General features: G+C 72.1%; 23 protein-coding genes and 1 pseudogene. 16 read left to right on the plus strand and 8 right to left on the minus strand.

Going from position 1 to position 25,354, the window contains the following annotated elements:
• Nucleotides 1-64 precede the first annotated feature (64 nt).
• Nucleotides 65-763: a class I SAM-dependent methyltransferase gene (locus ACFWM2_RS10925; protein WP_383276518.1), complete on the plus strand. Its 699-nt coding sequence runs from the start codon at nucleotides 65-67 to the stop codon at nucleotides 761-763.
• On the opposite strand, the gene ACFWM2_RS10930 is transcribed toward ACFWM2_RS10925, so the two are convergent.
• Together ACFWM2_RS10930 and ACFWM2_RS10935 are read right to left on the minus strand one after the other, a co-directional pair.
• Nucleotides 758-1,132: a fic family toxin-antitoxin system, toxin component gene (locus ACFWM2_RS10930; RefSeq protein WP_383276103.1), complete on the minus strand. Its 375-nt coding sequence runs from the start codon at nucleotides 1,130-1,132 to the stop codon at nucleotides 758-760. The two genes, ACFWM2_RS10925 and ACFWM2_RS10930, sit on opposite strands and share 6 nt — an antisense overlap.
• 4 nt (nucleotides 1,133-1,136) lie before the next feature.
• Nucleotides 1,137-1,376, minus strand: coding sequence for a toxin-antitoxin system HicB family antitoxin (locus ACFWM2_RS10935; protein WP_383276106.1), 240 nt, complete (start codon nucleotides 1,374-1,376; stop codon nucleotides 1,137-1,139).
• A 200-nt stretch (nucleotides 1,377-1,576) separates the two neighbouring features.
• On the opposite strand from ACFWM2_RS10935, the gene ACFWM2_RS10940 reads away from it, so the two are divergent.
• From ACFWM2_RS10940 to mug, 9 genes are all read left to right on the plus strand, one after another.
• Nucleotides 1,577-2,515, plus strand: a complete 939-nt coding sequence (locus ACFWM2_RS10940; RefSeq protein ID WP_383276109.1) for an ABC transporter ATP-binding protein — start codon at nucleotides 1,577-1,579, stop codon at nucleotides 2,513-2,515.
• A gap of 6 nt (nucleotides 2,516-2,521) precedes the next feature.
• Nucleotides 2,522-5,089 carry an ABC transporter permease gene (locus ACFWM2_RS10945; RefSeq protein WP_383276112.1) on the plus strand — a complete coding sequence of 856 codons (2,568 nt, stop codon included), beginning with the start codon at nucleotides 2,522-2,524 and terminating at the stop codon, nucleotides 5,087-5,089.
• A 73-nt stretch (nucleotides 5,090-5,162) separates the two neighbouring features.
• Nucleotides 5,163-5,588 carry a GNAT family N-acetyltransferase gene (locus tag ACFWM2_RS10950; protein WP_383276115.1) on the plus strand — a complete coding sequence of 142 codons (426 nt, stop codon included), beginning with the start codon at nucleotides 5,163-5,165 and terminating at the stop codon, nucleotides 5,586-5,588.
• A gap of 172 nt (nucleotides 5,589-5,760) precedes the next feature.
• The gene (locus tag ACFWM2_RS10955; RefSeq protein WP_383276118.1) at nucleotides 5,761-7,095 is read left to right on the plus strand and encodes a hemolysin family protein; all 1,335 of its coding nucleotides are present in this window, start codon (nucleotides 5,761-5,763) and stop codon (nucleotides 7,093-7,095) included.
• Nucleotides 7,092-8,105: a hemolysin family protein gene (locus ACFWM2_RS10960; RefSeq protein WP_383276121.1), complete on the plus strand. Its 1,014-nt coding sequence runs from the start codon at nucleotides 7,092-7,094 to the stop codon at nucleotides 8,103-8,105. The genes ACFWM2_RS10955 and ACFWM2_RS10960 overlap by 4 nt, the downstream gene beginning before the upstream one ends.
• Nucleotides 8,106-8,335: 230 nt before the next feature.
• Nucleotides 8,336-9,118: an SGNH/GDSL hydrolase family protein gene (locus tag ACFWM2_RS10965; protein ID WP_383276124.1), complete on the plus strand. Its 783-nt coding sequence runs from the start codon at nucleotides 8,336-8,338 to the stop codon at nucleotides 9,116-9,118.
• Between the two features lie 153 nt (nucleotides 9,119-9,271).
• Nucleotides 9,272-9,622, plus strand: a complete 351-nt coding sequence (locus ACFWM2_RS10970) for a DUF4326 domain-containing protein (protein ID WP_383276127.1) — start codon at nucleotides 9,272-9,274, stop codon at nucleotides 9,620-9,622.
• A gap of 59 nt (nucleotides 9,623-9,681) precedes the next feature.
• Nucleotides 9,682-11,124: an adenylosuccinate lyase gene (gene purB / locus ACFWM2_RS10975; protein WP_383276130.1), complete on the plus strand. Its 1,443-nt coding sequence runs from the start codon at nucleotides 9,682-9,684 to the stop codon at nucleotides 11,122-11,124.
• 44 nt (nucleotides 11,125-11,168) lie between these two features.
• The gene (gene mug / locus ACFWM2_RS10980; protein ID WP_383276521.1) at nucleotides 11,169-11,672 is read left to right on the plus strand and encodes a G/U mismatch-specific DNA glycosylase; all 504 of its coding nucleotides are present in this window, start codon (nucleotides 11,169-11,171) and stop codon (nucleotides 11,670-11,672) included.
• Between the two features lie 178 nt (nucleotides 11,673-11,850).
• Here mug and ACFWM2_RS10985 read toward each other — a convergent pair whose 3' ends face one another.
• From ACFWM2_RS10985 to ACFWM2_RS10995, 3 genes are read right to left on the minus strand one after another with little or no spacing between them, the layout of a single operon-like run.
• Nucleotides 11,851-12,294 carry a hypothetical protein gene (locus tag ACFWM2_RS10985; RefSeq protein ID WP_383276133.1) on the minus strand — a complete coding sequence of 148 codons (444 nt, stop codon included), beginning with the start codon at nucleotides 12,292-12,294 and terminating at the stop codon, nucleotides 11,851-11,853.
• Nucleotides 12,295-12,343: 49 nt separating this feature from the next.
• Nucleotides 12,344-13,069 (minus strand): ABC transporter permease, encoded by a 726-nt coding sequence (locus ACFWM2_RS10990; protein ID WP_383276136.1) that lies wholly within the window; start codon nucleotides 13,067-13,069, stop codon nucleotides 12,344-12,346.
• Nucleotides 13,066-14,007 (minus strand): ATP-binding cassette domain-containing protein, encoded by a 942-nt coding sequence (locus tag ACFWM2_RS10995; protein WP_383276139.1) that lies wholly within the window; start codon nucleotides 14,005-14,007, stop codon nucleotides 13,066-13,068. Before ACFWM2_RS10995 ends, ACFWM2_RS10990 begins: the two co-directional genes overlap by 4 nt.
• 108 nt (nucleotides 14,008-14,115) lie before the next feature.
• On the opposite strand from ACFWM2_RS10995, the gene ACFWM2_RS11000 reads away from it, so the two are divergent.
• The 3 genes from ACFWM2_RS11000 to ACFWM2_RS11010 all read left to right on the plus strand — a co-directional run bounded on the left by ACFWM2_RS11000 (nucleotide 14,116) and on the right by ACFWM2_RS11010 (nucleotide 17,225).
• The gene (locus ACFWM2_RS11000; RefSeq protein WP_383276142.1) at nucleotides 14,116-15,270 is read left to right on the plus strand and encodes a sensor histidine kinase; all 1,155 of its coding nucleotides are present in this window, start codon (nucleotides 14,116-14,118) and stop codon (nucleotides 15,268-15,270) included.
• 14 nt (nucleotides 15,271-15,284) lie between these two features.
• On the plus strand, nucleotides 15,285-15,947 hold the full coding sequence (locus ACFWM2_RS11005) for a response regulator (RefSeq protein WP_383276145.1): 663 nt from the start codon (nucleotides 15,285-15,287) through the stop codon (nucleotides 15,945-15,947).
• 120 nt (nucleotides 15,948-16,067) lie between these two features.
• Nucleotides 16,068-17,225 (plus strand): ROK family transcriptional regulator, encoded by a 1,158-nt coding sequence (locus ACFWM2_RS11010; protein WP_383276148.1) that lies wholly within the window; start codon nucleotides 16,068-16,070, stop codon nucleotides 17,223-17,225.
• Between the two features lie 403 nt (nucleotides 17,226-17,628).
• On the opposite strand, the gene ACFWM2_RS11015 is transcribed toward ACFWM2_RS11010, so the two are convergent.
• Entirely contained in the window at nucleotides 17,629-18,390 is a 762-nt protein-coding gene (locus tag ACFWM2_RS11015; RefSeq protein WP_383276150.1) for a GntR family transcriptional regulator, read from the minus strand.
• A 354-nt stretch (nucleotides 18,391-18,744) separates the two neighbouring features.
• Nucleotides 18,745-19,629, minus strand: coding sequence for an RNA polymerase sigma-70 factor (locus ACFWM2_RS11020; protein ID WP_383276153.1), 885 nt, complete (start codon nucleotides 19,627-19,629; stop codon nucleotides 18,745-18,747).
• A gap of 241 nt (nucleotides 19,630-19,870) precedes the next feature.
• Between ACFWM2_RS11020 and ACFWM2_RS11025 the strand changes: the two genes are divergently transcribed.
• Nucleotides 19,871-20,701, plus strand: a complete 831-nt coding sequence (locus tag ACFWM2_RS11025; protein WP_383276157.1) for an alpha/beta fold hydrolase — start codon at nucleotides 19,871-19,873, stop codon at nucleotides 20,699-20,701.
• A gap of 93 nt (nucleotides 20,702-20,794) precedes the next feature.
• On the opposite strand, the pseudogene ACFWM2_RS11030 reads toward ACFWM2_RS11025, so the two are convergent.
• Nucleotides 20,795-21,637, minus strand: a pseudogene (locus tag ACFWM2_RS11030) (EamA family transporter); the annotation flags it as partial.
• Between the two features lie 206 nt (nucleotides 21,638-21,843).
• Between ACFWM2_RS11030 and ACFWM2_RS11035 the strand changes: the two are divergent.
• Both ACFWM2_RS11035 and ACFWM2_RS11040 read left to right on the plus strand, forming a co-directional pair.
• Nucleotides 21,844-23,256, plus strand: coding sequence for a PLP-dependent aminotransferase family protein (locus ACFWM2_RS11035; protein WP_383276160.1), 1,413 nt, complete (start codon nucleotides 21,844-21,846; stop codon nucleotides 23,254-23,256).
• Nucleotides 23,257-23,590: 334 nt separating this feature from the next.
• Entirely contained in the window at nucleotides 23,591-25,177 is a 1,587-nt protein-coding gene (locus tag ACFWM2_RS11040) for an alkaline phosphatase D family protein (RefSeq protein WP_383276163.1), read from the plus strand.
• The last annotated feature ends 177 nt before the right edge of the window (nucleotides 25,178-25,354 follow it).

Consider the following 25,354-nt stretch of genomic DNA (forward strand, 5'->3'; position numbering starts at 1 on the left):
GGGGTGCGCAGGCCGCGCACGGGGGACAATCGCGGTAATGCCCGTCCTCCACGAGAGGCCCGTCATGCCGCTACGGTCCGGGAACTCGGCCAAGGTGCCGCGGGACGCCGTGCACCATCCGCTGTTCGCCCGCTACTACGCCCGGCTCAGTGTGACCGCGGAGACGCGGATGGGCATGGGACCGGTACGTGACCGGCTGCTCAGCGGTCTGTCCGGGCGGGTCATCGAGATCGGCGCGGGCAACGGCCTGAACTTCGCGCACTATCCGAGCGCCGTCTCCGAGGTCGTGGCGATCGAACCGGAACGGCTGCTGCGGCAGTTGGCGGTGGAGGCCGCCGTGCGTTCGGACGTGCCCGTCGACGTGGTGCCGGGCGCGGCGGAGGCGCTGCCCGTCAAGAGCGAGGCCTTCGACGCCGCCGTGCTCTCCCTGGTCCTGTGCAGTGTGCGAGATGTGCCGCGTGCGCTCGCCGAGCTGCGACGCGTGCTGCGTCCCGGCGGGACCGTGCGGTTCTTCGAGCACGGCAGCGGGGGCGGGCGCGCGATGGCCTTCACCCAGCGGGCGCTGGACCGTACGCTCTGGCCGCCGCTCAACGGCGGCTGCCATCTCTCCCGGGACCCGGTCGCCGCGCTGCGCGACGCCGGGTTCGAACTGGGCCCGTACCGGCGGCTGCTGATGCCCGAGACGGGGCCGCGGCTGCCCACGTCCTACTGCGTGCTGGGCAGCGCCTGGCGCCCCGGGCTCAAGGGCCCGGAGCCCTCATAGGCCCCACCGGCGCAGTTCGCGCGCGATGTCGTGGACCGTGGCCTCGCCGCTCTTCACCAGACGCGCGAGGTCGCGCACCTGCTCGGCCGAGGTGACGACCTTGACGCCGCTGGCGATGAGATAGGCGTACGCGACGGCGGAGGCGAACAGCGCGTTGGAGCGCTCCAACGCCGGGACGTGCAGCAGGAGTTGGAGCAGTGCGGCGGCGCGCGCGTGCGGACTGTCGTAGACGGGGATGTCGAAGATCTCCGCCTCGTGCCGGCTGACGGCGGCGACGAGGGCTCCCCAGTCCGTGACCTGGGGATCTCCGGGTGTCTTCTGTTCGGCGATCATGAGCAGCCAGGCGAGGTCGATTCTGAAGTCACTCAACGGATCAACGACGACCTTCGCGCTTGCCCTCGCGGTCCGAGCCGAACTCCTCGGCGAAGACGGTCTCGTACTGCTTCATGAAGTCGGCGGCGGCCTCCACGAAGGTGTGGCCCGCTTCCCCGGTGTCCTGCCGGACCAGCTCTTCGATGTAGCGGTTCACGCTCATGCCACGCTCCAGGGCACGTTCGCGGGCGGCGCGGGCGGTGCCCTCGTCCACCCGCACGTTCAGCTGGGTTTTGGCCATACCACGAAGCTAGCGCCGGAGTGCTAGCTATGGCAAGGGGCACCGACTCGTCCCTCGGGTGGAGAGTGCCCCTTACATGAGTGTTGGGAGCAGGACCTGGGGCGGAGAGGGCCTGGGACCTAGGGGGGATACCGGGTGTGCCCCCGGTCACACTAACCTCGGCCGGAGCGATCCGGACGTCCACGACCAAGGAGGCGGCCTTGTCCACATCTGCTGCGGAGCATCCCGTCGGCCTGGCGGACGCCGACGGGGTCGCGGCCCGGGCACGCGGACTGACCAAGGCGTACGGCTCCGGCGAGACGGCCGTGCTCGCGCTCGACTCGGTCGACGTGGACATCGCGCGCGGCCGGTTCACCGCCGTCATGGGCCCCTCGGGCTCGGGGAAGTCCACGCTCATGCACTGTCTGGCGGGGCTCGACAACGTGTCGGCCGGACAGGTGTGGCTCGGGGACACCGAGATCACCGGACTGAAGGACCGCGATCTGACCCGGCTGCGGCGGGACCGGATCGGCTTCATGTTCCAGTCCTTCAACCTGATCCCGACGTTGAACGCGGTCGAGAACATCACGCTGCCCATGGACATCGCCGGGCAGAAGCCCGATCAGAAGTGGCTGGACCAGGTCATCGACACACTGGGCCTGCGCGACCGGCTGAAGCACCGGCCGGCGGAGCTGTCCGGCGGGCAGCAGCAGCGGGTCGCCTGCGCCCGGGCGCTCGCCTCCCGGCCCGAGCTGATTTTCGCGGACGAGCCGACCGGCAACCTCGACTCCCGCGCCGGGCTCGAAGTCCTCGGCTTTCTGCGCGAGGCCGTCGACCACCTCGGCCAGACGGTCGTCATGGTCACCCACGATCCGGGTGCCGCCGCCCACTCCGACCTGGTGCTGTTCCTCGGGGACGGACGGATCGTGGACGAGATGGCGCGGCCGACGGCGGAGGCGGTCCTGGAGCGCCTGAAGCGTTTCGACTCGGTCCGGGCGACCTTCGACGGGGAGGGCGGCTCCGGGGCCGCGGCAGCGCGGGGCGACACCGGCGACACGAAGGCGAGCGGCCGCTCCGGCGAGGCACCGCCCGGCGCCGGTGACGAACCTCCCGGCGGCGGGTCCGACGACGTAACCCCCGACACCCTCGACAAGGACTGAGGCGGCGTGCTCAAGGCGACACTGCGGAGCTTTCTCGCGCACAAGGGACGGCTGCTGCTCTCGGCGCTGGCCGTCGTCCTGTCCGTGGCGTTCGTCGCGGGCAGCCTGATCTTCTCGGACACGGTGACCCGTACGTTCGACCGGCTCTTCGCCTCGACGTCGGCCGATGTGACCGTGGCGCCCCGGAACGATCTCAACTCCCAGATTCCGTCCGGGGAGACGCAGACCGTGCCCGCCTCGCTCGCCGACCGGGTGGCGAGGATCGACGGCGTGGCAAGCACGCACGGCGACGTGTCCGTCGAGAACATCACGGTCGTCGACCGCAGGAACGAGTCCGTGGGGCCGACCACGGGCGCCCCCACGATCGCCACCGACTGGTACGTGACCGACCGCAGCCCGGTGAAGCTCACCTCCGGGCACGCGCCCGAGGGCGGCGGCGAGGCACTGCTCGACGCGGACACCGCGAAGAACAAGCACGTGAAGATCGGCGACACGCTGTCCGTGCTCGCGCAGCCCGGGTCGTTCAAGGTGCGGGTCGTCGGGATCGCCACCTTCACCACCACCAACCCGGGTGCCGCGCTGGTCTTCCTGGACACGCCCACCGCCCAGACCAAGCTGCTGGGCAAGCCCGGGCTGGCCACCGGCATCTCCGTGACGGCCGCGCAGGGCGTGAGCGACGCCCAGCTCAAGCAGCGCATCGCCGCCGAACTCGGCACGCGCGCATACGACTTGAAGACCGCGGACGAACAGGCCGAGTCGGCGGCGGACCAACTCGGCGGATTCCTCGACGTGATCAAGTACGTCATGCTCGGCTTCGCCGGGATCGCGGTGCTCGTGGGCATCTTCCTGATCGTCAACACCTTCTCGATGCTCATCGCCCAACGCACCCGCGAACTGGGGCTGTTGCGCGCGCTCGGCGCCGACCGTCGCCAGGTGCGCCGGTCCGTGCTCATCGAGGCGGTCCTCCTCGGCGTGGTCGGCTCGACCCTCGGTCTCGCCGCGGGGATCGGACTCGCGGCCGGGCTGATCGAGCTCATGGGCCTGTTCGGCATGAACCTGAAGTCCACCGAGATGGTGATCGGGTGGGTGACACCCGTCTCGGCGTACGTCGTCGGCGTGGGCGTCACGTTCGTCGCGGCGTATCTCCCCGCCCGGCGCGCGGCGACCGTCTCGCCGATGGCGGCGCTGGCGGACGCCGAAATCGCCGGTGTGGGACGGCCGTTGAAGACCCGGGCCGTCGTGGGATCGGTCGTCGGCGTAGCCGGAGCCGCCGCGCTCGTCGGGTGTGCGACCGCGACGAAGACGGCCTCGGCGGCCTCGCTGCTGGGCCTCGGCGTCGTCCTCACGCTCCTGGCGACCGTGATCGCCGGCCCGCTGCTGGTGCGCCCCGTGATCCGGGTGCTCGGCGCGGCCTTCCCGGCCCTCTTCGGCTCCGTCGGGCGAATGAGCCAGCGCAACGCGCTGCGCAACCCCCGCCGTACCGGGGCCACCGCCGCCGCCCTGATGGTCGGCCTGGCGCTGGTCGGCGGCATGTCGGTGGCGAGCGCGTCCATGTCCAAGTCGTTCGACCAGCAGATCGACAAGACGCTGGGTGCCGACTACGTGGTGCAGAACAGCAACTTCATGCCCTTCCCGCAGGAGATCACGGAGAAGGTGAAGGCCACGGACGGCACCGGTCTCGTCGTACGGCAGCGGTTCTCGGCCGTCGCGGTCCGGCTGCCGGACGGCAAGCGGGTCGAGACGACCGCGGCGGGCTACGAGCCACGGCTCGACGACGTCGCCCACATCACCTACACCCAGGGCGACACGGCGGCCGCGCTCGCCGACGGCGCCATGGCCATGGACGCGGACTTCGCCAAGGACCACGGCGTACGGATCGGCAGCACGGTCCCCGTCGAGTTCCCCGCGGGCCGCACGGCCGAGCTCAAGGTCGCCGCGCTCACCGACCAGGAGGGCTCCGACGGCTTCGGGACGCAGGGCGGGCTGTACTTCGGCTTCCCGACCATGGAGAAGTACGTGCCCGGCGGGCAGGACTCCGCGCTGTACGTGAACGCGGCGCCGGGCACCGACTCCGGCCAGTTGCGTGCGGGGCTGGAGAAGACGCTCGACCCCTATCCGCAGGTGCAGGTGCGCAACCTCGCCGACTACAAGAAGCTGATCCACGATCAGATCGCCGTACTGCTCTACCTCGTCTACGCGTTGCTCGGGCTCGCCATCGTCATCGCGGTACTCGGCGTGGTGAACACCCTCGCGCTGTCGGTGGTGGAGCGCACCCGCGAGATCGGGCTGCTGCGCGCGATCGGGCTCGGCCGGCGGCAACTGCGCCGGATGATCCGGCTGGAGTCGGTGGTGATCGCCGTGTTCGGCGCGGTCCTCGGCCTGGCGCTGGGCCTCATCTGGGGTCTGTGCGTGCAGCAGGTGCTCGCCCTGCAGGGCATGACGGCACTCGCGATTCCCTGGACCACCATCGTCGCGGTCGTGGTGGGGTCGGCGATCGTGGGCATCGTCGCGGCGCTGCTGCCCGCCTTGCGCGCCTCGCGCATGAATGTCCTGGCGGCCATCGCGCACGAGTGAGCGACTCCGCGCGCGCCGGTCCGGATCGTGGAATTCCCGTCTCGCCGGTGACCGCCCGTGATGGGATCGCGGCATGACTGATCTACGGATACGGGCCGCGACGCCCGAGGACCTGGATTCCGTCCTGGCCTTCTGGAAGACGGCTGCCGAGGGGACGAGCATCAGCGACGACCGGGACGGCGTGGCGCGGCTGGTGGCCCGCGATCCCGAGGCGCTGATCCTCGCCGAGCACGAGGGAGAACTGGTCGGCACGGTCATCGCGGGCTTCGACGGCTGGCGCTGCCATCTGTACCGGCTGGCGGTCCACCCGCAGCGACGGCGGCTCGGCATCGGCTCGGCGCTGCTGGCCGCCGCCGAGGAGCGGTTCACCCGGCTCGGCGGGCGCCGGGGTGACGCGATGGTCCTGGAGCACAACGCGACGGCGCACCATGCCTGGCGGGCCGCGGGGTACATGGCCGAGGAGCAGTGGCGTCGGTGGGTGAAACCGCTGACAGCCTGACCGAGCGACTTTGCTGATCCTTTACCATGGAGGGATCAGACGTCCCCCGCATGGAAAGGTGTGAACGTCCGCCCATGGGCGAGCCTCCCAGTACCCGGCACCACCGTCCTCCCGGAGTCCGACATCGCGCGGTCCCCTCTCCCCTGGCCGATCATGGGACGGAGGTGACCCGATGACCGAAGTGCTCCTCCTCGGGGTGGCGATTCTGCTCTCCCTGGCCTGTGGCGCCTTCGTCGCGGCGGAGTTCTCGCTGACCACGATCGAGCGCGGTGAGCTGCAGCGCGCCGTGGAGCGCGGCGAGCGAGGCGCGGCCGGCGCTCTCAAGGCCGTACGCAATCTGACCTTCCAGCTGTCCGGCGCCCAGCTCGGCATCACGGTGACCAACCTGGTCGTCGGCATGCTCGCCGAGCCGTCCATCGCCAAGCTCATCGCCGGCCCGCTGGAGTCCATCGGCGTGCCGCACTCCGCCTCGGCGTCCGTCGCGCTGGTGCTCGGTACGGCCCTGTCGACCCTCGTCCTGATGGTCGTCGGAGAGCTGGTGCCCAAGAACTGGGCGATCTCGTCACCGCTCGCCGTCGCCAAACGGGTGGCGAATCCGCAGCGCTGGTTCAGCGCCGCGTTCCGCCCGTTCATCACCCATCTGAACAACACCGCGAACCGCCTGGTGCGGCGCTTCGGCATCGAGCCCGCCGAGGAGCTGGCCTCCGCGCGCGGGCCCAAGGAACTGGTGGCCCTCGCCCGGCACTCGGCCAAGGAGGGCGCGCTGGAGCCCGACACCGCCGAGCTGTTCGTCCGCACCCTGAACCTCGCCGACCTGACCGCGGAGAACGTGATGACACCGCGCGTCCAGGTCGTCGCGCTCGACCTCCAGGCGACCTGCGAGGACGTGGCGAACGCGACGCGGGCGACCGGCCTGTCCCGGTTCCCGGTCTACCGCGGCGGTCTCGACTCGGTCGTCGGCGTCGTGCACATCAAGGACGTGCTGACCGTGCCCGCCGCGCGCCGGGCCCGTACCGCCGTCTCGCAGATCATGCGCGAACCCCTTTTCGTACCGGAGTCGCTGACCGTCGACCGCCTGCTGGACCGGCTGGCCGGGAAACGGACGATGGCCGTGGTCATCGACGAGTACGGCGGCACCGCAGGAGTCGCCACGCTGGAGGACATCGTCGAGGAGGTCGTCGGCGAGGTGCGGGACGAGCACGACCCGCACGAGACCCCCGATCTGGCACCGGCCGGCACGGACGACGAAGGCCGCACGCTGTACTCGGCCGACGGTTCGGCCCGTACCGACCATCTCGCGCGGGTCGGCCTGCGGGTGCCCGACGGGCCCTACGAGACCCTCGCCGGGCTGATCGCGAACGAGCTGGGCCGCATTCCGGAGGTCGGCGACACCGTCGAGGTGGCCGGCTGGCGGCTCGACGTGACGGACGCATCCGGGCGCCGGGCGGCACGCGTGCGGCTGCACGCGCCCGACGCCGTAGCCCAGGCGAAGGAGGGGGAACGATGACCGTCGTACAACTGTTGATCGGTCTCGCCACGCTGGTGGTCAACGCCTTCTTCGTGGGGGGCGAATTCGCCCTGATCTCGGTGCGCCGCAGCCAGATCGAGCCGTACGCCGAGGAGGGCGACCGGCGGGCGCGCAGCGTGCTGTGGGGCCTGGAGCACGTGTCCGCACTGCTGGCTGCCGCGCAGCTCGGCATCACCCTGTGCACGCTGGTTCTCGGTGTGGTGGCCGAGCCCGCCATCGCGCATCTGCTGGAGCCCGTGTTCCATGCCGTGGGGGTGCCCGAGGGCGCGGGCCACGTGGTCTCGTTCGTGATCGCACTGACCGCCGCAACGTATCTGCACATGCTGCTCGGCGAAATGGTCCCCAAGAACGTCGCGCTGGCGGAGCCGGTGCGCACGGCGCTGCTGCTGGGCCCGCCCCTGGTCGCGCTGGCCCGGGGCCTCCGCCCGGTGATCTTCTCGGTGAACGCCTTCGCCAACGCGCTGCTGAAGCTGCTCAGAGTGGAGGCCAAGGGCGAGGTCACGGCGACGTTCTCGGACGACGAACTGGCCCGGCTGGTCAAGGACTCCAGCGACGCCGGCCTCATCGACAACCGCGCCCAGGAACGGCTCCACGACGCCCTGGAGCTCGGCCGCCGACCGGTGCGCGATGTCGTGCTCCCGCTGGAACGCGTGGTCTACGCGCGCGTGGGGGTCACCCCCGAGCAGCTGGAGCAGCTGTCCGCCGAGTCCGGGTTCTCCCGCTTCCCCGTGGTGGACGACGCACTGCGGATCGTCGGCTATCTGCACGTCAAGGACGCGCTGGACGCGATGCCGCGCAACCTGCCGTTCCAGGTCAAGGACATGCGGTCCATCGCGCGGGTCCGGGAGGACACCCCGCTGGACGACGTGCTGACGGCCATGCGCAGGAGCCGTACGCATCTGGCGGCCGTCCTGGGAGAGGACGGCCGGCTCTCGGGCGTGGTGACCATGGAGGACGTACTGCGGGAGCTGTTCGGGCAGCCGGTGTGACGCGTTGGGGGCGCCTTCGGTGAGGCGGCGTGATGCCGTGGGGCGCCTCGGGTGAGGCGGCGTGACGCCCTGGGGGGGGCCTCACGCTGAGGGCGGCGTGCTGCCGGGAGTTCGGCGGGCGGCGCCGGGTGCAGCGTCTGGTGGGGCGGCGTGATGCCGGAGGGCGCCGCCCCGGGCGGGGTGGCCCCACCGACCGACGGGTATGGGATCGCGTTACCATCGCTTTCGCCATGCAGACGAATGCCACTTACACCAGTCTTGTCGCGGTCGGCGACTCCTTCACCGAGGGCATGTCGGACCTCCTGCCCGACGGTTCCTACCGCGGCTGGGCCGACCTCCTCGCGGCTCGGATGGCCGCCCTGACGCCCGGTTTCCGGTACGCCAATCTGGCCGTGCGCGGCAAGCTGATCCAGCAGATCGTCGACGAGCAGGTGCCTCTGGCCGCCGCGATGAAGCCCGATGTGATCACGCTGGTCGGCGGGCTCAACGACACGCTGCGGCCCAAGTGCGACATGGGCCGGGTGCGCGGCCTCCTGGAGGAGGCCGTGGAGGGACTCGCTCCCTCCTGCAAGCAGCTCGTGCTCATGCGCAGCCCGGGCCGCAACGGTCCGGTGCTCGAACGGTTCCGGCCGCGCATGGAGGAGCTGTTCGTGTGCGTCGACGACCTCGCGGCCCGGCACGGCGCGCTCGTCGTCGACCTGTACGGGGCGCCTTCGCTCGCCGACCCCCGCATCTGGGACGTGGACCGGCTGCATCTGTCGTCCGAGGGGCACCGCCGGGTCGCGGAGGCGGTGTGGCAGACGCTCGGCTACGACCCCGAGGACGCCGACTGGCACACGCCCATGCCGGCCGCGCCTCCGCCCGGCTGGGTGGCCCGCCGCACGGCGGACGCCCGTTTCGCCCGGCAGCACCTGCTGCCGTGGATCGGACGCCGTCTGACGGGCCGCTCCTCGGGGGACGGTCTCCCGGCCAAGCGGCCGGACCTGCTGCCCTACGACGGGCCGGTGGAGTAGGAACGCGGCAGGATCGAGGGGTGCCCGGCGTCGCGTGCCGGCTGGGTGCGTTGTCGGTCACCGGCCTCGCGTGCCGACTGGGTGCCTTGTCCGTCACCGGCATCGCGTGCCGACCAGGTGCGTCGTTCGTCGCCGGCATCGCAGGGAGACCGTGTGCGTACCTCAGTGATCAACCTCAAGGGCCGTATCCATGACTTCGGGCCGCGGCTGGAGCACGCCCCGGCCGAGCTCGTGTACGTCGGCCGCCGCTGGACCATGGGCCACTGGGACCTCCCGCAGCACGCGCTGTACAACCCCTTCGCGTACGACACCGCGACCAGGAAGCGGGACGGCACCCGCGCCGAGGTGATGGCCAAGTACCGGGCGTATCTCCTCCAGCGGCCCGATCTGCTCGCGCAGGTGCCCGGCCTGCGCGGCAGGACGCTGGCCTGCTGGTGCGCCCCCGAACTGTGCCACGCCGACATCCTGGCCGGGATCGCGGACGCGTCCGCGTCGGACTCGTAGCTTCCGACAAACGAGCCCGCGGCGCTGGCCTGCAGGAATCGCCAGTAGAATCCGTACACGTGACTGCCGCGCCTGCAAAGCCCCGTATCCCGAACGTCCTCGCCGGACGCTACGCCTCGACCGAGCTTGCCATGCTCTGGTCTCCCGAGCAGAAGGTGAAGCTGGAGCGTCAGCTCTGGCTCGCCGTGCTGCGGGCCCAGAAGGACCTCGGGATCGAGGTGCCGGACGCGGCGATCGCCGACTACGAGCGGGTGCTCGACCAGGTCGACCTGGCCTCGATCGCGGAGCGCGAGAAGGTCACGCGCCACGACGTCAAGGCGCGGATCGAGGAGTTCAACGACCTCGCCGGGCACGAGCACGTCCACAAGGGCATGACCTCCCGGGACCTCACGGAAAACGTCGAGCAGCTGCAGATCCGGCTCTCGCTGGAGCTCGTGCGCGACCGTACGGTGGCCGTGCTCGCCCGTCTGGGCAAGCTCGCGGGCGAGTACGGCGAGCTGGTCATGGCCGGTCGCTCGCACAACGTCGCCGCGCAGGCCACCACGCTCGGCAAGCGCTTCGCGACCGCCGCCGACGAACTGCTCGTGGCGTACGGCCGGGTCGAGGAGCTGCTCGCCCGCTACCCGCTGCGCGGCATCAAGGGCCCGGTCGGTACGGCGCAGGACATGCTCGACCTGCTCGGCGGGGACACGGCGAAGCTCGCGGACCTGGAGCGGCGGATCGCCCAGCACCTCGGGTTCTCACAGGCCTTCACCTCCGTCGGCCAGGTCTACCCCCGCTCGCTGGACTACGAGGTCGTGACCGCGCTGGTGCAGCTGGCCGCCGCTCCGTCCTCGCTGGCCAAGACGATCCGGCTGATGGCCGGGCACGAGCTGGTGACGGAGGGCTTCAAGCCGGGGCAGGTCGGTTCCTCGGCGATGCCGCACAAGATGAACACCCGCTCCTGCGAGCGCGTGAACGGCCTGATGGTGATCCTGCGGGGCTATGCCTCGATGACGGGCGAGCTGGCGGGCGACCAGTGGAACGAGGGCGACGTGTCGTGCTCGGTGGTGCGCCGGGTCGCACTGCCGGACGCGTTCTTCGCGCTCGACGGTCTGCTGGAGACGTTCCTGACCGTCCTGGACGAGTTCGGCGCCTTCCCGGCCGTCGTCGCGCGCGAGCTGGACCGCTACCTGCCCTTCCTCGCGACCACGAAGGTCCTGATGGGCGCGGTGCGGGCCGGTGTGGGCCGCGAGGTCGCGCACGAGGCGATCAAGGAGAACGCCGTCGCCTCGGCCCTCGCCATGCGCGAGCAGGGTGCCGAGCGCAACGAGCTCCTCGACAAGCTCGCCGCGGACGAGCGCATCCCGCTCGACCGTGCGCAGCTCGACGCGCTGATGGCCGACAAGCTGTCGTTCACGGGCGCCGCCGCCGACCAGGTCGCCACGGTCGTCGGCCGTATCGAGGAGATCATGAAGCAGCACCCGGTCGCCGCGACCTACACGCCGGGGGCGATCCTCTGACGCGGTTGACCGCCGCGGACCTGGAGGCCGCTCGCGACCGGCTCGTGCCGGATGTCGTCGCGGACGGCCTCCACGTCCTGTTCTGCGGTATCAACCCCGGCCTGATGACCGCGGCCACCGGACACCACTTCGCCCGGCCCGGCAATCGCTTCTGGCCCGTACTGCACCTGTCCGGGTTCACGCCACGTCTGCTGAAGCCCTCGGAGCAGGGCGAGTTGCTCTCGTACGGGCTCGGCATCACGAACGTGGTGGCACGGGCGACCGCGCGGGCCGACGAGCTGACCGCGGAGGAGTACCGGCAAGGCGGTGAGCTGCTCGCCGCCAAGGTGCAGCGGCTGCGTCCGCGCCGGCTGGCCGTGGTGGGCGTGACCGCCTACCGAGCGGCCTTCGGTGACCGCAAGGCCCAAGTCGGCCCGCAGGAACGGTCGATCGGGGACAGCCGGGTGTGGGTACTGCCCAACCCCAGCGGGCTCAACGCGCATTGGACGGCAGCGACGATGGCGGAGGAGTTCGCGCGGCTGCGGGTGGCCGCCGAGGACGACCGCTAGGGCCTGGCCGGCGGATCGTGCGGTTCCGTCCCCACGGTGGCCGGAAACAGGGCTGAGCGGCGCGCATCGCACCCCGCGAGCTACGGCATGGTCCGCCGGACAATCCCTGGTCTCTGTCGTCAGTCTCCGTCGTCGAACTCCCGTCGTCCGCACGGCAGACGGGATGTGACAACAAGGGCTAAGGCGGGTCGGTCTCCGTGACCACGGCCAGGAGTTGGAAGGGCAGCTCCCGGTCCCACTGGGAGACGCCGAGGGCCACCCAGCGGGCGTGGCCGTCCGGCCTCCAGAGATGCACGTCGGGCACATGGGCGCTCAGGGTGGCCCAGGGTTCGGGTATGCCCTCACCGGCCGCGGTCCGGTCGAAGACGCTCGACAGGCTGAACCGCCGCGGGACTCCCCAGCGGTGGGCGAGCCGCTCCGACAGACCGTCCCGGTCGGCCTCGAACTGCTCCTCCGTCTCCTCCCGGGCCGTGCCGTCGTCGTCCCAGAACTCCTCGCTCGTCGCCAGCTCCGCTATGTGATAGCCGGGGCCTCCGAACCCGGCGGACGACCGGCCCTGCTCCGCCGGGAAGCCCTCGGAGCACAGCCGGTCGATCGTGGCCAGTTGCCGTGCGATGGTCATGCCGTCCAGTAAACCGGCCGGGACTGACAATTGGCGGGCCGTCAGCAGGTCAGGCGTCGCGGCGCCGTACGCTCCACGCCCCGGCCAACAGGGCCGCTGCCGCCCAGGCCGCGGTCACGGCCAGGCCCGTCCACGGTCCCAGTGAGCCGTCCCAGGTCTCGTGCAGCACCACCTGGCCCGCCTTGTCCGGCAGGAAGTCGGCCGCGCTGCCCGACACGCCGCCGACCACGAAGGAGACGATGAGCAGGAAGGGGACCAGGATGCTCAGCGTCGCGACCCCACTGCGCAGCAGCGCGGTCAGCCCGGCCGCGAACAGCGCCATGAGCGCGAGGTAGACACCGCATCCCACGGCGGCGCGCAACCCCTCGCCCCAGGTCACCCCGCTCCACCTGGCTCCGAGGACCGCCTTGCTGATCACCAGGCCGGCCGCTCCGGTGAACAGACCGACGACCAGCGTCGGTACGGCGATGGCGACCGCCTTGGCCGTGAACCACCGTCCGCGGTGCGGTACCGCGGCGAGCGTGACCCGCAGCGCACCGGCCTGGAACTCGGCCGAGACGGCCTGCGCACCGAAGGCGATGGCGGCGATCTGCCCGAAGCTGACGCCGAAGAACGCCGTGAACAACGGGTCGAAGTCGCTGTCCGCCGAGTCGTCGACCCCGGCGAGCGCCGAGAAGGCCGCGGTGAGGAGGAGGACGGCGATCAGCGCGGCGACGAGTGACCGCAGCGTACGGATCTTGATCCACTCCGAGCGGAGTACGGGTGCGAACGTCATGAGCGTGCCTCCTGCGGCCTGAGCGGGGTCGGCATTCCGCTGAACTCGGTCTCGGCGGACGTCAGATCGAGATAGGCCTGCTCCAACGTCCCTTCCTCCGCGGCGAGTTCGAGGATCGGCACGCCCGCGGCCGACGTGAGGCGCCCGATGTCCTCCACGCGCGCGTCGAGGACGGTCCAGCGTCCGTCCTCGGCCTCGACCGCCTCGATCCCGCGGTCGGCCAGCAGGCCGCTCAGTGCGGCGCCGTCCGTGGTGCGCACCCGGACGCGCGGCTGCACGCGCGCGTGGATGAACTCCCGCATCGGGATGTCGGCGAGCAGGCGGCCCCGGCCGAGGACGACGAGGTGGTCGGCGAAGGACGCGGTCTCGTTCATGAGATGGCTGGAGACGAGGACGGTGCGTCCCTCGCGGGCCAGCCGGCGCAGCAGTTCGCGGATCCAGATGATGCCTTCGGGGTCGAGCCCGTTGGACGGTTCGTCGAGCAGCACGACGGGCGGATCGCCCAGCAGCGCGGCCGCGATGCCCAGCCGCTGGCGCATGCCCAGGGAGTACGACTTCACCCGGTCCCGCGCGACCGACGCGATTCCGGTCTCCTCCAGCACCTCGTCGACGCGGCGCTCCGGGATGCGGTTGCTCGCCGCGAGCGCCCGCAGGTGATCGCGCGCGGTACGTGATCCGTGCGGGGCCTGCGCGTCGAGCAAGGCGCCCACGTGGCGCAGGGGTTCATGGAGGGATGCGTAGGGCCGGCCACCGACGACGGCGGTGCCGGAGGTGGGCCGGTCCAGGCCCAGTACGAGCCGCATGGTGGTGGACTTGCCGGCGCCGTTGGGCCCGAGGAAGCCGGTGACGCGGCCGGGGAGCACACGGAAGGTGAGGTGGTCCACGGCGCGCTTGCTGCCGTACTCCTTGGTGAGGTCTTGGACGTCGATGCTGGTCATGGGGTCAGCGTGTCCGCTGTCCGCCCGTCCCGTCCTCCCCCGCCGGCGGAGACCGTCTCCCTCGCTCGGGGGAGGCTCGTTGTCGGTGCCGCCTGTCACGATGACGCAATGGCCCGCTTTCTGCGCCCGCTGTTCCGGGGGACGACGTACACGCGCTGGCTGCACCTGTGGGTGCCGATGCTGTTCGTCAGCGTGTGGCTGTTCATCGACTCGACCAAGCCGTGGGTGCCCGCCGCGATGCTGATTCCGCTGGGGCTGATTCCAGCCGTGCGGCGAGGTGAGGGTGTGCAGGCGCAGTTCATGCTCGCGCGGGGCGGCGGGGAGGAGGCGTTCTCGGTCGCACCTTCGGTCACTTGGCGGGATCGGTGGCGGACCGTGCTCTGGCTGGAAGTACGGATGGTCGGTGGCTTGGTGGCCACTGCGCTCACGGTCTGGCTGCCGGTGATTGCCTTCGATCTGGCCGGCGCGGCGACCGGCCACACGGTCACCGACAACCCCTTCGTACCGATTTCGGATCCGCACTGGGCCTACGCACTGCTCGTCCCGCTGCCCTTGCTCGCGCTGTACGGCGCGGTCGTCGCTCTCGGCGCGCTGGTCACGGCGATCGCGCGCCGTCTTCTCGGCCCCTCCCCCAGCCAGCGCCTCGCCGCCCTGGAGGAGCGCACGGAGCAGCTTCTGGAGCGCACGCGCATCGCCCGGGAGCTGCACGACTCCATCGGGCACGCGCTGACCGTCGCGGTGGTGCAGGCGGGCGCGGCCCGGGCGGCCGGCGACCCTGCGTTCACCGACCGGGCCCTGGGTGCCATCGAGGACACCGGCCGGGCCGCCCTGGAGGACCTGGAGCGGGTCCTCGGCGTGCTGCGCGAGGCGGAGCGGCCGGTGAGCAGCCGCCCGACGCTGACGGAGGCGGACCGGCTCCTGGAGTCCGCGCGCGCCTCCGGGGCGAAGGTCGACGCCGAGGTGACGGGTCCGGTGGAGACAGTGCCCGGGCCCGTCTCCCGCGAGGGCTACCGCATCCTGCAGGAGTCGCTCACGAACGTCCTGCGGCATGCGGGGAGTGTCCCTGCCCGGATCCGTATCGAGTGCCAGGACGCCTGGCTGGTCCTGGAGGTCCGCAATCCGCTCACCGCGGAGATACCGGGCCCGGGCCGCGGCAGCGGGCTGCGGGGCATACGCGAGCGGGCCGCGCTGCTCGGTGGCAGCGCGCGGACGGGGCCGGACCAGGGCGACTGGCAGGTGCGGGTGGAGCTGCCACTGCGCTGATCTACGCTGACCGGATGCCGGTCACCGTGCTTCTCGTCGACGACGAACCCCTCGTACGCGCGGGTCTGCGTGCCGTCCTGGAGGCGCAGCCCGACATCGAGGTCGTCGGGGAGGCGGCCGACGGTGCGGCCGTGATCCCGCTGGTGCGGCAGCTGCGGCCCGATGTCGTCGCCATGGACGTGCGGATGCCCCTCATGGACGGCATCGAGGCCACGCGCGCGGTGCTGCGCACGGTGACCGATCCGCCGAAGATCCTCGTGGTGACGACGTTCGAGAACGACGAGTACGTCTACGAGGCGCTGCGCGCCGGCGCCGACGGGTTCCTGCTGAAGCGGGCCCGGCCCGCCGAGATCGTGCACGCGGTGCGGCTGATCGCCGAGGGCGAGTCGCTGCTGTTCCCCGCCTCCGTCCGGCAACTGGCCGCCGAGTACGGCGACGACGGCGGCAATCCCGCGGCCCGGAGGGTGCTGGAGCGGGCCGCGCTGACCGAGCGTGAGGCGGAGGTGCTGCGCCTGGTGGCCCGGGGCCTGTCGAACGCGGAGATCGCCGGTCAGCTGATCGTCGGGACGGAGACGGTCAAGTCCCACGTCAGCGCCGTCCTCGCGAAACTGGGTGCCCGCGACCGCACGCAGGCGGTCATCACGGCGTACGAATCGGGGTTCGTCTCGCCCGGATGACGGACCGTGTGGCTCAGCAGATGCGGACCCGCCAGTAACGTTGGCCACCCCGGCACTCGCCGGGGCCCGCCACGCCGAGTACGATCCGGCGAACACGCGCACGAGCTGGGAGGACGGACGTTGGGGCAGTTGACCGGCGGGGATCCCTCTCTGCTGCGAAGGATCAATTCCGCGGTGGTGCTGCACGCGCTGCGTGCCACGGACTGCGCGACGCTCACCGAGATCACCCGGGTGACCGGATTGTCCCGGCCCACGGTCGAGGGCGTCGTCGAAGGGCTGATCGAAGGCGGGCTCGTCGTCGAGAAGGCGGCCGAGGAAGGCGCCGCACGGCGTCAGGGCCGACCGGCCAGGCGGTTCAGGTTCCGGGCCGAGGCGGGGCACCTGCTGGGCCTGGAGATAGGCCCCCACCGGGTCGCGGCGCTGCTCGCCGACCTGGACGGCCGGGTGCTGGGCGCCATGTCCAAGGAAGTCGACGAGACGGCGTCCGCCGACGAGCGGCTGGAGCGGCTGCGCAGCGCGGTCGCCGACCTGCTGCGCCGGGCGGGCGTGGCCCGCAGTTCCCTGCGCGCGGTGGGGGTGGGCAGCCCCGGCATCGTCGAGGCGGACGGCACCGTACGCCTCGGCACGGCCCTTCCGGAGTGGACGGGCCTGCGGCTGGGCGAGCGGCTGAGCCGTTCCTTCAAGTGCCCGGTGCTGGTCGAGAACGACGCCAACGCGGCGGCGGTCGCCGAGCACTGGAAGGGCGCGGCGACGGAGTCCGACGACGTCGTGTTCGTGCTGGCCGGGCTGAGCCCGGGCGCCGGTTCGCTGATCGGCGGGCGGCTGCACCGGGGCTACGGAGGCGCGGCCGGCGAGATCGGAGCGCTGCATCTGCTGGGCCGGGAGGCGACCCCGGAGACGCTGCTGTCGACCACGGACGAGCCGCTGCACCCCCTCGACGAGCAGGCCGTCGCCGATGTCTTCGCCCTCGCACGCGAGGGTGACCAGCGGGCCCGCGCGGCGGTCGACCGCTTCATCCAGCGCCTGGTCCACGACGTGGCCGCGCTCGTGCTGGCCCTCGACCCCGAGCTGGTCGTGATCGGCGGCTGGGCGGCCGGCCTGGACGGCGTACTGGAGCCGCTGCGGCGCGAGTTGGCACGCTACTGTCTGCGGCCGCCCAGGGTGACGCTGTCCCTGCTCGGCGAGGCGGCCGTCGCGACGGGAGCGCTCCGGCTGGCCCTCGATCACGTGGAGGAGCAGCTCTTCGCGGTGGAGAGCACGGTCACGGCACGACGCTGAGGTGCGGACGCTTGGCGGAGGCGCCGACGCGGGGCCGAGGCGCGGGCCGCGGGGCACCGGGGCGGTCGAGACGCCGGATCGGCCTCTTGTACGGCCGAGGGTCCGGATCGGCCCCTGCATGGCTGAGGGCGCCGGATCGGCCCCCTGCGCGGCCGAGGCGCCGAGCGGTCACCAATGCCGCTGCGGCGCCGGAGCCATCAGAGCAAAACAGCGGCGCCGGAGCCGTCAGAGCACGACAGCGGCACCGGAACGGTCAACGCGTGGCTGAGGCGCCGAGGCGGTCGGCGTGGCGCGCCCACGCGAGTGTCCAGGCGCGCGACGCAAAACGTCACGCCCCGGAGTGCGGGGCGTGACGGTTGTGGCTCGCGGCCGCGGTGCCGTGGCGGCGACCGCCGCCCGCGGTTCAGGAAGCGCGGCGCTCCGGGGAGTGGTGGATCTCGACGCCGCCGGAGTCACCGAAGGTCAGCCGGCAGGTGTCGGCGCGGTACGTGGCGACGGAGACCGCCGCCGTGCGCCCCGCGGCGAAGAAGCGGGTGGTGACGACGAGGACCGGCGCCCCGGGGAGGCGGTCGAGTTCCTTGGCGTCGTCCGCGCGCGCCGAACCGAGCTCCACGGCACGGTCCTCGCCCTCCAGCTCCAGACGCTGGAGCTCGCGCAGAACGGCACGCGCGCGTGCCGGGCCCGAGGGAGCGTCGATGGAGGAGAGGTCGGGCACCGAGGACGCCGGGATGTAGAGCAGTTCCGCGGCGACCGGCTGACCGTGCGTCACGCGGGACCGGCGCACCGTGTGCACCGCTTCGTCGCGGCCCGTTTCCAGCAGGTCCGCCACCCGGAGGGGCGGCGCCGCAAGGCCGCAGTCCGCGGGCTGCCAGGCGTCGCCCGCCGCCCCCGGCCACGTGTGCTGCTCGGACCCGACGGCCACACCCATGCGCGGCGGGGCGACCGTGGTGCCCACCCCGCGGCGGCGCTGCAGCCGGCCTTCCAGTTCGAGCTGCTCCAGAGCCTGGCGGAGCGTGGCACGGGCGACCCCGAAGCGGGCCGCGAGATCGCGTTCGTTGGGCAGGATCTCGCCCACCGTGAACTCGGAGTCGAGTGCCTCACTGAGCACGGTCTTGAGATGCCAGTACTTCGGCTCCGGCACCGTTTCCAGCTGCGTGGTCCCCACCCTGTCCTCCGCAATCGCCGTGGCCCGGCGGCGTTTTAGCGCCCTTGTTTATTAAAGGTTCCTGCACTATCCCTGCGACCATAGGCGCGGCCCCACCCTTGGTCAAGACCAATCCTCGATCCCTTACCGATTGCAGGGGCGCGGTGCGCAGAGCGTTCATACGACGTTCGCGCTGGGAGATGTTCGCGACACAAGCCCGCAAGCCAGGCGTTCCCAGCGCACGGACCGGGCGTTCCCCGTGCACGGACCGGGCGTTCCCGGCGCACCGGCCAGGCGTTCCCCGGGCCCGGCTCAGGACAGCGAAGCCCCCGCCGCGACGACGGGGGCTTCGGGGCCGTGGAGCCTGGGCCGCGGCTACTCGGGCGAGAGCGACAGCAGCTTCTCGGGGTTGCGGATGATGTAGATGCACTGGATCCGGCCGTCCACGACGTCCAGCTGGAAGACGCTGTCGGCCTTGTCGCCCGACAGCGCCAGGAGCGCCGCGCCGCCGTTGACCTCCACCAGGCGGAACGACACGTCCGCGATCCCCTTCCGGGCCGCGCCGAAGAGGAAGCGGCTGACCTTGTCGGCGGACTCGATGACCCGCAGCGGCGCCTTGGCCAGGCCGCCGCTGTCGCCCACCAGGCGCACCTCCGGGGCCAGCAGGGACATCAGACCCGCGAGGTCGCCCTCGACCGCCGCGGCGAGGAACCGCTCGGTGAGCAGGCGGCGTTCGGCCGGGTCGACCTCGTAGCGCGGCCGGCGCTCGTCGACGTGCTTGCGTGCCCGGCCGGCGAGCTGGCGCACGGCGGACTCGCTGCGGTCGAGGGTGGTCGCGATGTCCGCGTACGGGTATCCGAAGGCCTCGCGGAGCACGAACACGGCCCGCTCCAGTGGCGAGAGGGACTCCAGGACGACGAGCACGGCGAGGGAGACGGAGTCGGCGAGCACGGCCCGTTCGGCGGTGTCCGGGACGGTGTCGCCGAAGTCGGTCACATACGGCTCGGGCAGCCAGGGTCCGATGTACGCCTCACGGCGCGACTGCACGTGGCGCAGCCGGTCGATGGCGAGCCGGGTGGTGATGCGCACCAGGTAGCCGCGCGGTTCGCGCACCTCGGTCCGGTCGGCGCCGGACCAGCGCAACCAGGCCTCCTGGACCACGTCCTCCGCGTCGGCCACCCGCCCGAGCATGCGGTAGGCGACGCCCATCAGGACGGGGCGGTGCTCTTCGAAGACGTCGGTCGCGGTGTCGGTGGCCACTGATGCATCCCATCCGACTCGTCCCGTCGTGTCCAGGCAAAATCGGTGTCTGCCCGAGCACATGAGCGCGCGCGCATGCACGCGCGCGTGAAGGCGCCCGCGGACCGGTCGACCGGCGCGTCGAACGCGTCGGCCAGGCACGCGCGGTTCGCGCCGCACAGGGGCTACCCGTCGGTAGCTGTTGCTGACAAGCTGTCTACGAGCGCTTCCGTCACCGTGTCCCCTCACGAGGAGCTGCACCATGTCCGCCACGGTCTCCTTCGACGTCCCCTCGGCGCACGGTCCGCGTGCCGTGACCCTCTCCTATCGGCGCGTGGGCACCGGCGAACCGCTGCTTCTGCTGCACGGCATCGGCCACCACCGGCAGGCCTGGGACCCGGTCGTCGACATCCTGGCGACCGAGCGCGACGTGATAGCCGTGGACCTCCCCGGGTTCGGCGAGTCCCCGGCGCTGCCCGACGGGCTCGCACACGACCTCCCGACGTTGAACTCCACGCTGGGCGCGCTGTTCGAGAAGCTGGAGCTCGGTCGCCCGCACGTGGCGGGCAACTCGCTCGGCGGCCTGCTGGCCCTGGAGCTGGGCCGCGAGAAGCTCGTACGGTCCGTCACGGCACTGTCTCCCGCCGGGTTCTGGACCCAGGCCGAGCGGCGATACGCGTTCGGGGTGCTGATGGCGATGCGGCAGGCCGCGCGGAGCATGCCCCTGCCGCTGGTGGAGCGGCTGTCCACCACGGCGACCGGGCGCACGGTGCTGACCAGCACCATCTACGCCCGGCCGAGCCGCCGTTCACCCGAGGCCGTCGTCGCCGAGACCCTCGCGCTGGCCCACGCCGAGGGCTTCACCCCGACCCTCAGGGCGGGCACCTCGGTGCGGTTCACGGACGACATCCCTGGGCTTCCGGTCACCGTGGCCTGGGGTACGCGCGACCGGCTGCTCGTGCGCCGCCAGGGCATCCGCGCCAAGCGGCTGATCCCCCACGCCCGGCTGGTGCGGCTGCCCGGATGCGGGCACGTGCCCATGAACGACGACCCGGCGCTCGTCGCGCGGGTCATCCTGGACGGCAGCCGCTGAGCCGCGCGTCCGGCGGGTCAACGCCCCCGATCCCAGGGCGACTCCGGCTCCGACCAGGGCGCTGCCGACAGCCTGGGCGGCGCCGTACGAGCCCGTGCCGACGAGCGGTGCGGTGCACGCGGCCGCCACGGGGATGAGGCCGGAGAAGAGCGTGGCGCGTTCCGCGCCGATGCGCTGCATGCCCATGTACCAGCAGACGAAGCCGACGACCGTGACGACCACCGCCTGCCACAGCAGCGCGGCGGACTCGGTGGCGTCCGGGATCCGGAGCCATGCTCCGCCGTCCGCGAGGATCCCGGTCACGGCCGACTCGACCGCGGCGATCCCGCACACCGTCGCGGACAGCAGACGGGGACCCAGCGGCCGCAGCACGGGCACCGCGAGGACGGCGAAACCGACCTCGCCGGCGAGCGCGCACCCGGAGAAGGCGATGCCCGTGCCGTCGGTACGGCCCCACCCCTGCACCGTGAAGGCGCCGACCGCGACGCCCAACGCCCCGTACAGGACAAGGCGTTGCGGGCGGCGCCCCTCCAGGAGGGGGACGACGACGGCCACGACGACCGGAGCGCACCCCACGAGGACACCGGGAACCGCCGGCTCCGCGGTGCGTTCCGCGGCGATCACCGCGAGATTGAAGCCGACCATGCCGACGGCCGACAGAAGGGCGAGACGCGTCCACTGCCGTGCCGTGAGCGTGCGCAGGGGCGCCGTGCCACCCCGGCCGACCAGCGGCACCAGCAGCAGACAGGCCAGGCCGTAGCGCAGGAACTGGCCGCCCGCGTACGGGTACTGGCCCAGCACGCTGTTGGCCGTGAAGGAGCCTCCGACGAGGACACAGGCGAGGGCGGCGAGCAGCGCCCCACGGGTGGTGACGTTCATGGTGCCGACGCTATGAAGGGCACCGGTACGGTTTAAGGTCCACTTCCATGACGCCATCGGGGACCAATCGAGCGACGCCCGGCGCCGGGAAGGCGGGTGTTCCGGCTACCGGTTCGCCTCCGGGCGGTGGGTCCGAGCCGTCCGCACCGTCCGCGCCGGAGCCCACCGCGTCCAGTCGGTCCGGGTCCGGGCCCACCGCGTCCAGTCCGTCCGAGTCCGAGCCGACCGCGTCCAGTCCGTCGGAGTCCGAGTCATCCGCGCCGGTGTCGTCCGAGTCCGCGTCTTCCTGGGCCGCCGCCTGGGAGTTGCTTCTGCCGGCCGCTTCGGCCCCGGCACGCGCGCGTGGCCGTACGCTCCAGGCCGCGCTGCGCGAAGCGGTCCGCTCCGGACGGCTGGCGCGGGGCACGCGGCTTCCGTCGAGCCGGGAACTCGCCGCCGACCTCGGGGTCTCGCGGGGGCTCGTCACGGAGGCGTACGAGCAGCTGACCGCGGAGGGCTATCTGCGCAGCGGCCGAGGTGCCGGGACCTGGGTCGGCGGTGCCGTCCGGGCGGCGCAGCCGGGCGCACGTGACCTCGCCCCGCGCTCCCCCGGCGCCCGGGCGGACTTCCTGCCCGGCACCCCGGACCTGTCGCTGTTCCCGCGGGCCGCCTGGGCCGCCGCGCACCGTGGGGTGCTCGCCGAACTGCCGCACCACGCGCTGGGCTACCCGGATCCCCGCGGGCTCCCCCGGTTGCGTACCGCCCTCGCGGAGTTGCTCGCCCGGCGCCGTGGCGTGGTCGCCGATCCGGAGCGGGTGGTGGTGGTCTCCGGCGTGGCACAGGCGATGACGCTCCTCGGCTTCGTGCTCCACGCGCGCGGGATGCGCGCCGTGGGTGTGGAGGACCCGGGGAGCCCGGAACACGGGTCCCTGTACGCCTCGGCCGGGATCGGCACCGTGCCGCTGCCGTTGGACGCGCACGGCCTGGCGATCGGGCCGCTGCACGCCTCGGGCGTGCGTGCCGTCGTGACGACACCCGCCCACCAGTTCCCGTCGGGGATCGCGTACTCCGCGCGGCGCCGTGCCGAACTGCTGGAGTGGGCAAGGTCGGTGGACGGTCTCGTGATCGAGGACGACTACGACGGGGACTTCCGCTACGACCGGGCGCCGGTGGGCGCGCTGCAGGGGCTCGACCCGGAGCGCGTCGCGTACACGGGGTCGGTCAGCAAGTCCCTCGCTCCGGGTCTGCGGCTCGGCTGGCTCCTGGTGCCGGCGCCGCTCGCCGAGGACGTCGTCGAGCGCAAGCGGACCATGGATCTCGGTCATCCCGCGATCGACCAGGCGGTCATGGCGCGGTTCCTCGAACACGGCGACTACGACCGGCAGTTGCGGCGCTGTCAGCGCGCCTACCGGGAACGCCGCGACACGCTCGTGTCGGCGCTGGACGAGCACTTTCCGGGCGCGCGGGTGTCCGGTGTCGCGGCGGGTCTGCACGCCATCGCCGAACTCCCTGACCGTTACGGGCCGCTGGACCGCTTCCTGGAGCGCACGGCAGCCGCCGGGGTCGTGGTCCGGCCCCTGACGGACTACGGACAGTCGGTGGACGACGGCCTACGGCTGGTGCTGGGGTACGCCCACCTGTCGTCGTCACGGATCCGCGAGGGCGTACGGCTGATGGCGGACTCCGTGCGTGCGTGACACGGGGGCCGACACGAGGGACGGCCCAAGCCCGCGACACACGCGGGACGGTACGGAATCGCCGTACACGCGAGACGGCAGGAACCGTCGCACCCGCGGGACAGCCCAAGCCGGCCGCACGCGCAGGACGGCACCGCATCGCCGCACGCGCGGGACGGTACGGAACCGCCGCACGCGCGGGACCGCTCACGCGCAGCCGCGGCATGCCGGGGATCGCACACCGGTTCCCCTGCCCGTGTGGTCAGTTGTTCACTTGTGGTTTCCGTGTGCGCTGCGGCGCACCAGTAGTTGTGGCACTGCACACTGGCCGGAACCCGTCCCTGGAGGCGCATTCATGTCACACCTTCCGCTCCCCGGCCGCCGCGGCGTCCTGCGCGGTTCGCTCGCCGCGTCGGCGGCACTGGCCCTGCCCGCCGCGGTCGGCGCGGCACCGGCGTTCGCCCTGTCCGGGCGGCCGAAGGCGGGGTGGGGCGTGCAGGCAGGAGACGTGACCGCCGACTCGGGTCTGGTGTGGGTGCGCTCCGACCGCCCGGCCCGGATGATCGTCGAGACGTCGGCCACCGAGTCGTTCCGCAACCCGAGGAGATGGCACGGCCCGCTGCTCGGCGCGGACACGGACTTCGCCGGGACGACGCGGGTGCGCGGGCTGCCCGGCGGCGAGCAGATCCACTACCGGGTGCTGCTCGCCGACCCCGACGACCCGCGGCGCACCGGCGAGCCGGTGACCGGCACGTTCCGCACGGCGCCGGTCAGGAGGCGCGACGGCGTGCGGTTCCTGTGGTCGGGCGACCTGGCCGGGCAGGGCTGGGGCATCAACCCGGACCGCGGGGGCTACCGGATCTACGACGCCATGGCCGCGCTGGATCCGGACTTCTTCCTGTGCAGCGGCGACAACATCTACGCCGACGGGCCGATCTCCGCGACCGCGGCTCTGCCCGACGGCAGCATCTGGCGGAACATCACCACCGAGGAGAAGTCCAAGGTCGCCGAGACCCTGGCTGAGTTCCGCGGGGCGTTCCGGTACAACCTGCTGGACGAGAACCTCAAGCGCTTCAACGCCCAGGTGCCGTCCATCGTCCAGTGGGACGACCACGAGGTGCGCAACAACTGGTACCCGGGTGAGGTGATCGCGGCTTCGGACACGCGGTACACCGAGAAGAGCATCGACGTGCTGGCGTCGCGTGCGAATCGCGCGTTCAGCGAGTACTTCCCGATCACCACGCTGCGGCCGGGCGCCCGGGAGGGCCGGGTGCACCGGGTCGTGCGCCACGGTCCGCTGCTCGACGTCTTCGTGCTGGACATGCGGACGTACCGCAACGCCAACTCCCCCGGCACCCAGACCACCGACACCCAGGGCATCCTCGGCGCAGAGCAGCTGGACTGGCTCAAGCGGGAGCTGGCGCGGTCGCGTGCCGTGTGGAAGGTGATCGCGGCCGACATGCCCCTCGGCCTGGTCGTGCCGGACACCACCGAGGGCAGGAAGAACATCGAGGCGGTGGCCCAGGGCGACCCGGGAGCACCGCTCGGGCGCGAGCTGCAGATCGCCGAGCTGCTGCGGCACATCAAGCACCGGCGGATCACCGGAACGGTGTGGCTGACGGCCGACGTGCACCACACCTCGGCCCAGCACTACGAGCCGGCGCGGGCCGCCTTCGCCGACTTCGAGCCGTTCTGGGAGTTCGTCTCAGGCCCGCTCAACGCCGGCGCGTTCCCGGCGACCGCGCTGGACGCCACGTTCGGACCGGAGCGGGTGTTCGTGAAGGCGCCGACCGCCTCGAACGTGTCGCCCGCCGGCGGCTACCAGTTCTTCGGCGAGGTCGACATCGACGGCGACAGCGGTGAACTGACGGTGCGGCTGCGGGAGCAGGACGGCACGGTGCTGTTCACTCAGGCGCTGCAGCCTGGCCGCGTGGGGCAGTGACGCACCGCGCCGGGTGATCATTCCCGTACCCTCGAACCACCGGGCAGCGCACCGGAGTCATCCCCCGGTGTGCTGCTCCGCTCGTCGCTCACCCCTCGTCGAGACTCCGCCCCGCTGAGCCACCGAGCCGTCGCCGCAGGCGCCGCGTGACCACGTATGTCCGCGATCCGGTCAATA

The sequence above is a fragment of the Streptomyces sp. NPDC058371 genome, assembly GCF_042723265.1.
Lineage (GTDB): Bacteria > Actinomycetota > Actinomycetes > Streptomycetales > Streptomycetaceae > Streptomyces.